Origin of the sequence: Synechococcus sp. F70.1 (genome assembly GCF_047502745.1) — a bacterium.
Lineage (GTDB): Bacteria > Cyanobacteriota > Cyanobacteriia > Thermostichales > Thermostichaceae > Thermostichus.
The window spans coordinates 33,069-39,895 of sequence record NZ_JANSJL010000053.1; the positions used below are offsets into that span (position 1 = coordinate 33,069).

Here is a 6,827-nt window from a genome sequence, read left to right on the forward strand (position 1 = left end):
GTGCCGCTGCCGCGCCACCCCCCAACACTTGCGCAGGACTTTGGAACCAGCAGACAACAGCAGGCAGCGAGGCTAAGAGGAGGCGGCTGCCATCTCCCGTGCCAAGACCCATTCCACGAGGGTGCGCACGCCGTAGCCAGTGGCGCCTTTGTTGGTGTAGCCCGAGTCTTTTTCAGCCCAGACGGGGCCAGCTATGTCTAGGTGGGCCCAGGGGGTTTTCTCCACAAACTGCTTAAGGAAGAGGGCGGCAGTGATGGAGCCGCCAGAGCGAGGACCGGTGTTTTTCATGTCGGCTACGGTGGAGCTGAGGCCCTCGAAATAGCTCTCTTCCAGGGGTAAGCGCCAAATCTTCTCGCCCGAGAGGTTGGCTGCCTGCTGCAGCTCCTGGGCCAGCTTCTCGTCGGGGGTGAAGAGGCCGGCGATTTCCTCTCCTAGGGCAATGACGCAGGCGCCGGTCAAGGTCGCTAGGTCAACAATGGCGTCCACCCCTAGTTTCTCGGCAAACACCAGGGCATCAGCCAGGGTGAGACGGCCCTCGGCATCGGTGTTGTTGACCTCGATGGTCTTGCCGTTGGAAGCGGTGAGGATGTCTCCCGGGTGCAGGGCCCGACCGCTAATCATGTTTTCCGTGGCGGCGACGATAAAGTGCACCTCTACCCGCGGCTTGAGGGCAGCTAGCGCACGGGCCGCTCCCAAGACGGCTGCCGCCCCGCCCATGTCGGTTTTCATCATGGCAATGCTGCGGGAGTCGGTTTTGATGTTGAGGCCGCCGGAGTCGAAGGTGAGGCCCTTGCCCACCAAGGCCAACTTGGCAACGGGATCCCCTTCCTTGGGCTTGTAGGTGAGGTGGATAAACTGAGGCGGCAGATCCGAGGCTTGGGCCACGCCTAGGAAAGCCCCCATGCCTAGGGCTTTGCACTCTTCCCGACCCAGGATCTCCACCTCTAGGCCGTAGTCTTGGGCCAGTTGCCGGGCAGTGTCAGCCAGGGCAGGAGGCGTGACGATGTTGGCGGGAGCAGCCACCAGTTCGCGGGCCAGGATCGTCCCGGCAGCCATCTCGGTGGCCCGCTGAAGGGCGTTCTCACAGTCTTGGCGGGCCTGGGCCAGTCCCGGCACCAAGAGCGTGACTTCTTCAACGGCAAAGCCGCGCTCTTCGTCGGGCTTGGGGGGAGATTTGAAGCGGTTATCCTGGTGGGCCACCAGGAGGCTGGCTTCAACCACCGCCTGCACTGCTCGCCCCTGATCCAGCCCAGTTTCGGGCAAAGACAGCACTACCTGCTTGGCTTTAAGGCTGTGGGCCTGGCGCAGGCCGTTGGCAGTAGCCCGTCGCAGTCCTTCCAAAGTCAGCGCTGCGGGATCCCCCAGCCCCACCAGCACCAGCTTGCGGATAGGCCCTGGCAGGCGCAGGGCGAGGCTGCTGTTGGGCTTGCCCTGAAACTTCTGTTCTTGAACCGCTTCCGCCACCAGCCCCGACCATACCTTCTCGTCCAGGGAAGCGATCTCAGCAGGCAGCGGGAAGGTGGCGTTTTCGCCGCTGGGGGCAAAGCAGTAGACCAGGGCACATTCGGCCTGCGTTAGAGGTGGCTCGCCAAGACGAAGCTGCATGGGAAACCTTTGGCCAAGCTAGGGACAGCAGACTCTCAGTGTAGCCAATTCCGCCACTTCTGGGCCAGGGGATATGGGCCTTTCCAGTCAATAGCCTTTAATCAGAAAGGGAGAGACCCAAGGTATGGTCTGGCGGCGGCGTTCCATCCTTCAGCTTGGGGTTATTGCCTGCGCAATGCTCCTTGCCCTGGCGGTAGGGGGGGTGGGATCCCTGGCTCAGGCGCAGAGACCCCTGGAAGAGCTGCCGCAGCCGCTTCGCCTCAAGCTGCCCCCAGGCCTAGCCCGCTACGCCTACGACAAGTCGGCGGGAGACTACTTTGAAGAGATCGAGCCGCTGCTGCCAGGCGGAGCTTATGCCCAGTGGGCCTTCTACCCCATCCCCGTCTACATCCAGGGGGATCACCCCCAGTGGAAAGCCTTTGTGGAGCAGGCGGTGAGGGAGTGGTCGGCCTATATCCCGCTCAAGGTGGTAGCCAAAGAAGAGGAGGCCTTCTACGGGATGAGCATCTACCGCGTTCCTCCCATTGGCGAGGGAATAGCGGGGGCAGCCCGCCCAGAGTTTTTCTTCGCCGCCGATGGTTCGCTGCAGCAGCGGGTGCGCATCGTTATCGTCGAAGGCCAGGGGCTGGCAGAAGTTACGGCAGTGGCTCGGCACGAGATTGGCCATGGGCTAGGGCTGTGGGGCCATAGTCCCAACCCGCGGGATCTGATGTACGGCGGCCACCACGCCGAGGCCACTGGCAATCGCCGCCTGCTGCGGGTGCCCACCATCACCAAACGGGATCTCAACACCCTAAAGCGGGTTTACGAGCAGCCTACCCTCATGGGCCAGGTCTTCCCGGAAAGCTACCGCCGCCTCTTTGGCCAGGTCTGGGGGGAAAGGCCGTTTCAGAGGGCTTTTGGGGTTGCCGGCAGCTAGAGGCGTAGGAGTTGCCATACCCCCTTTAGTGCCATTGCTAGGAGAAAAAAGAGCAACTGGGTGGCAACAATGCTGGGTCCGGAGGGGAGGTTAAAGGCAGCCGAAAGGAGGATCCCCAGCACGGCGCTCAAGCCTCCCAAGGCCATGGCCAGCAGCACATAGGTTGTAAAGCTGGATCCCAAAAGCCGCGCCGTCGAGGCGGGGATGACCACAAAGGCGCTCACCAACAGCACCCCCACCGAGCGGATCGACAGGGCCACCACCAGGGCCAGCAGCACCACAAAGGCTAGCCGCTGCCAGCCCACTTCCACCCCCCGCGCCCGCGCCAGCGACTCGTCCAGGGTAAGCAGCATCTGGGCAGGCAAGGTCAGGCCGATGTACCCCAGGGCCAGCAACAGGAGCAGGCCGCTCATCCCCAAAGCTGGCAGGCCAATGCCCAAGATATCCCCGAAGAGCAGTTGGTTGAGGTTGCCGCGGTAGCCAGGGATCAGGCTGAGGCCGATGATGGCCAGGGCCAGGGAGGAAGAGTAGATGATGTTCAGCACCGTATCCGGCGAAAGCTGGGTGCGTTCCAGGATAAAGGTCACGCCCAGGGCAAACACCACCCCAAACCCCATCAGCACCGCCGTAGGATTCAGCCCCAAGGCTACTCCCACGACAATACCCAAGAGCGCCGAATGCCCCAGGGCATCGCTAAAAAACGCCAACTGCCGAAAGATGACAAAACTGCCCAGCAGTCCCCCCGTCACCCCTGTGAGGACCCCGCCCAGAAGAGCCCGCTGCATGAAGGGCAACTGCAGCAACTCGGCCACCCGCGCCCAGGTCTCCGGCATTTCCCCTCCTCAGTGATGGTGGATGTAGCGGGCAAACTCGGGGCCGTAGACGCAGCTCAGCATCTCTGGGGCCAAGGCCACCTCGGGGGATCCCTGGCAGATCAGGGAGCGGTTGAGACATAACACGCGGTCGCAATGGCGGGACACCATTTCCAGGTCGTGGGAGACTTGTAGGATGGTCCAGCCCAGGGATCGGCGCAGCTCTTCCAACATCCGATAGAACTCCCCTTCGCTGGGGCTATCCAAGCCGGCGGGGGCCTCGTCCAGCACCAGCAGCCGCCGCGGCCAGACTAGGCAATAGGCCAACAGCACCCGCTTCAGCTCGCCGCCGCTGAGTTGACCCAGGAGTTTAGAGGCCAGGTGTAGAGCCTCGGCCCGTTGCAGGGCTTTCTGGACGGCTTCCTGCCGAGCAGCTTGCTGCTGCCAGGGCCAGCGAGGTCCAAGGGATCCCCAGCCCAGGGCGACAAACTCGGCCACGGTCAGGGGGATGGCGGGGTTGAAGTGCAACCGCTGGGGCACGTAGGCAATCTGCTGCCGCACTTTCTGGGGCAAGTACCCCGACAGGCGCAGCGGCTCTCCCAGAATGCAAATCGAGCCACACTGCCGCGGCAGGATGCCCAGGATGGCCTGCACCAACGTGCTCTTGCCAGCGCCATTGGGGCCGACAATGGCGGTATGGGATCCCGCCTCCAGCGCAAACGACACATTCTGCACGGCCAACTGGGATCCCCGATAGACCGTCAGCCCCTCCACCCAAAGGACAACTTCGCCCAAGTGGGAGGTCATCGCCCCCTCGCCAGCAGGTGTTCGAGGGCAGCTTGGCCCACCACGGGCAACTGCAGGGGAACCCAGGCCTTTTCCTTCTCAAAGGCGGAGACCAGGTTCTCCACGTTTTGCCGCATGACGGTTAGGTAGTACTCCGGCTCCAGACCCTCTGGGCCAGCCGTTTCGATGGGATCGAAAACGCGAACTTGGATCCCTAGGTCTCTGGCCAAAACCTCAAAGGGGTTGTTACTCCCCAGCTGCGGTTCCACCAGGATCGTCTTCAGGCCGGATGCCCGCACCGTCTCCATCACCCGCCGCACATCTTCGGGGGAGGGGCTGGCTTCCGGGATCTCCACCAAGAACTCGGCCTTGAGGTTGTAACGCTCGGCAAAGTAGGGGGCAAAGTTGTGGAAGGCCACAAACTTTTTCCCTGCAAAGGGGGCTAGGCGCCGCTCAATTTCCTCGTCCAAAGCCTTGAGCTTCTCGATAAAGGCAGCCGCGTTGGTGCGGTAAATCTCTGCCCCCTCGGGATCCGCAGCCATGAGGCCGTCGCGGATGTTTTCCACCTGCCGGATGGCCCGCCGCGGATCCAGCCAGATGTGGGGGTTTAACTCGCCGTGGCTGTGCTCATGAGGGTGACTGTGGGAGTGTCCATGGCTGTGGCCGTGGGAATGCCCATGCTTTGGCTCCTCCGTCTGCAGACTCGGGATCCCTTGGCTGCTGTCAATAAGGCGCAGCTTGGGGTTTCCAGCGTTGGCGATCAATCCCTCCAAAAAGGTCTCCATTCCCAACCCATTGATCACCAGCACATCTGCCTGGGCCAGCAGACGCGCATCTTCGGGCCGAGCCTGAAAGCTGTGGGGCCCCATCTGGGGAGGGATTAGAGGCCTCACCTCCGCCCGATCCCCCGCCACGGCGCGGGTAAATTGCGTTACCGGCAGGATGGTGGTCACCACCTTCGGGGGGTCGGATCCCTGCTGGGACTGGGGCTCTTCCCGGCGTGTCTGTGAGCAGCCCAGGATCCCAACTGAGAGAGCGGCCACCAGCAAGACCAGCGACCGCACAGGTTGAGCCAAACGCGGAGAGGTAATCCTCTTGGTCATGCGCCCTCCCACTCACGAGACAACAGAAGCGGCAGTGTCAGAAGCGCCTAACTGCTGGAAAGTCAAGGCCCGCTGCTGGAGCAGGGCAAACATGCTCACCAGGCCGTTGCTGCGGGAAGGGCTAAGGCTGAAGTTAAGACCCATCTCCCGCACGAAATTCAGGGAAACCCCCAAAATTTCCTCCGGCGCTAGGCCACTTAGCCCCTCCACCAGAATGGCCACCAAGCCCTTGACCAACTGGGCATCGGCATCTCCCTGGATGTAGACCTTGCCGTCCCTCAATTCGGTGGCCAGCCACACCCGCGAGGCGCAACCCCGCACCAGATTCTCCTCCGTCCGCTGCGACTCGGGGAAAGGGGGCAGGCGCTTGGCATAGGCCAAGAGCAACTCGTACTTCTGACGAGGGGTTTTGGCCTTTTGAAAGCGACCCACAATCTGCCGCAGAGCTTCGGGCATCAACCCACTGGCTGAATGAGAATGATAATCAAAATCGTAGCACGCTGCCTCAGAGCCTGCCGACGCTGTCAGGGGCAGCCTAGGTCAGCCAGCGCTTGGCGGGTATCCTAGACCTTGCTACCGCACCGAGCGATAGCCGCCTTTTACTCCCCTCGGGGAGAGGACCAGTTGCCAGAGCTGGCTAGCCCGGGCCTTGAAGCTGCCGGCGCTCATTAGCAGGTAAAGCCGCCACATGCGGCGAAAGCGCTCATCGTAGCGGTCGGCTAATTTTGGCCATGCCTGCTCAAAATTGGCGTGCCAAGCTTTTAGGGTGGCCACGTAGTTGATGCCAAAGTTGTGCCAGTCTTCCAACACGAACAGGCCCTCGAAGGCCGCGGTTATTTGACGAGGCGAGGGCAGCATCGAGTTGGGAAAAATGTAGCGCTCAGTCCACGGATCCCGACCTTGGTAGGCGACATTGGTGCCGATGGTGTGAAGAAGCAACAAACCATCGTCGGTCAGGAGGCGACGGGCTACCTGCATAAACGTTCGGTAGTTGCGGTAGCCCACATGCTCGAACATGCCCACAGAAAGGATCCGATCGAACTTTCCCTGGGTCTGGCGATAGTCTTCCAGCCGAATCTCCACCGGTAGGCCCCGGCAGCGTTCGCTAGCCAGCTTGGCCTGTTCTTGGGAGACGGTAATGCCCACCACCTGCACGCCGTAGCGTTCGGCCAGGTACTGAGCCGTGCCGCCCCAACCGCAGCCAATGTCGAGCACGCGCATGCCGGGCTGCAGATCCAGCTTGCGGGCAATGAGATCCAGCTTGGCTTCCTGGGCCTCGTCCAGGGTCTGCGCCCCCCCATCCCAGTAGGCACAGCTATAGATCATGCGGCGATCCAGCATGGCCTCGTAGAGGTCGTTGCCGAGGTCGTAGTGGCGCTGGCCAACCACAAATGCCCCCTTGCCCCGCTGGCGGTTGACAAAGTAACTGTCCAAAGCCACTAGAGGCTGAATGAGCCAACCCACCCGCTGCGGCACCTGGGCCGTCAGGAGACGACAAACCAGCTCGTCAATAGCCTCGCAATCCCACCAGCCCTCCATGTAGGCCTCGCCAAAGCCCAGGGATCCATAGAGCAGGCAGCGCAGGTAGAGCCGCTCGTCGTG

7 protein-coding genes are annotated in these 6,827 nt (G+C 62.2%); 1 reads left to right on the forward strand and 6 read right to left on the reverse strand.

Annotation, left to right across the window (positions count from 1 at the left end):
• Positions 1-72: 72 nt before the first annotated feature.
• Complete coding sequence (locus NW860_RS05230; RefSeq protein ID WP_414512836.1) at positions 73-1,605, reverse strand: leucyl aminopeptidase; 1,533 nt, start codon at positions 1,603-1,605, stop codon at positions 73-75.
• Between the two features lie 124 nt (positions 1,606-1,729).
• Between NW860_RS05230 and NW860_RS05235 the strand changes: the two genes are divergently transcribed.
• The gene (locus NW860_RS05235) at positions 1,730-2,524 is read left to right on the forward strand and encodes a hypothetical protein (protein ID WP_414512837.1); all 795 of its coding nucleotides are present in this window, start codon (positions 1,730-1,732) and stop codon (positions 2,522-2,524) included.
• On the opposite strand, the gene NW860_RS05240 is transcribed toward NW860_RS05235, so the two are convergent.
• The 5 genes from NW860_RS05240 to cfa form a co-directional block, all read right to left on the reverse strand.
• On the reverse strand, positions 2,521-3,357 hold the full coding sequence (locus tag NW860_RS05240; protein WP_414512838.1) for a metal ABC transporter permease: 837 nt from the start codon (positions 3,355-3,357) through the stop codon (positions 2,521-2,523). The genes NW860_RS05235 and NW860_RS05240 overlap by 4 nt on opposite strands.
• Positions 3,358-3,366: 9 nt before the next feature.
• Entirely contained in the window at positions 3,367-4,143 is a 777-nt protein-coding gene (locus NW860_RS05245; protein ID WP_414512839.1) for a metal ABC transporter ATP-binding protein, read from the reverse strand.
• On the reverse strand, positions 4,140-5,225 hold the full coding sequence (locus NW860_RS05250; RefSeq protein WP_414512840.1) for a metal ABC transporter solute-binding protein, Zn/Mn family: 1,086 nt from the start codon (positions 5,223-5,225) through the stop codon (positions 4,140-4,142). The genes NW860_RS05245 and NW860_RS05250 overlap by 4 nt, the downstream gene beginning before the upstream one ends.
• Before the next feature lie 12 nt (positions 5,226-5,237).
• Positions 5,238-5,681, reverse strand: coding sequence for a SufE family protein (locus NW860_RS05255; protein ID WP_414512842.1), 444 nt, complete (start codon positions 5,679-5,681; stop codon positions 5,238-5,240).
• A 117-nt stretch (positions 5,682-5,798) separates the two neighbouring features.
• Positions 5,799-6,827 (reverse strand): cyclopropane fatty acyl phospholipid synthase (gene cfa / locus NW860_RS05260; RefSeq protein ID WP_414512843.1); only part of this gene is annotated, 1,029 nt, incomplete at its 5' end.

Bases quoted from the DNA above. Each gene is read 5' to 3' on its own strand.
- NW860_RS05255 (WP_414512842.1), bottom strand. From the start codon at position 5,681: ATGCCCGAAGCTCTGCGGCAGATTGTGGGTCGCTTTCAAAAGGCCAAA.
- NW860_RS05230 (WP_414512836.1), bottom strand. From the start codon at position 1,605: ATGCAGCTTCGTCTTGGCGAGCCACCTCTAACGCAGGCCGAATGTGCC.
- NW860_RS05250 (WP_414512840.1), bottom strand. From the start codon at position 5,225: ATGACCAAGAGGATTACCTCTCCGCGTTTGGCTCAACCTGTGCGGTCG.
- NW860_RS05245 (WP_414512839.1), bottom strand. From the start codon at position 4,143: ATGACCTCCCACTTGGGCGAAGTTGTCCTTTGGGTGGAGGGGCTGACG.
- NW860_RS05240 (WP_414512838.1), bottom strand. From the start codon at position 3,357: ATGCCGGAGACCTGGGCGCGGGTGGCCGAGTTGCTGCAGTTGCCCTTC.
- NW860_RS05235 (WP_414512837.1), top strand. From the start codon at position 1,730: ATGGTCTGGCGGCGGCGTTCCATCCTTCAGCTTGGGGTTATTGCCTGC.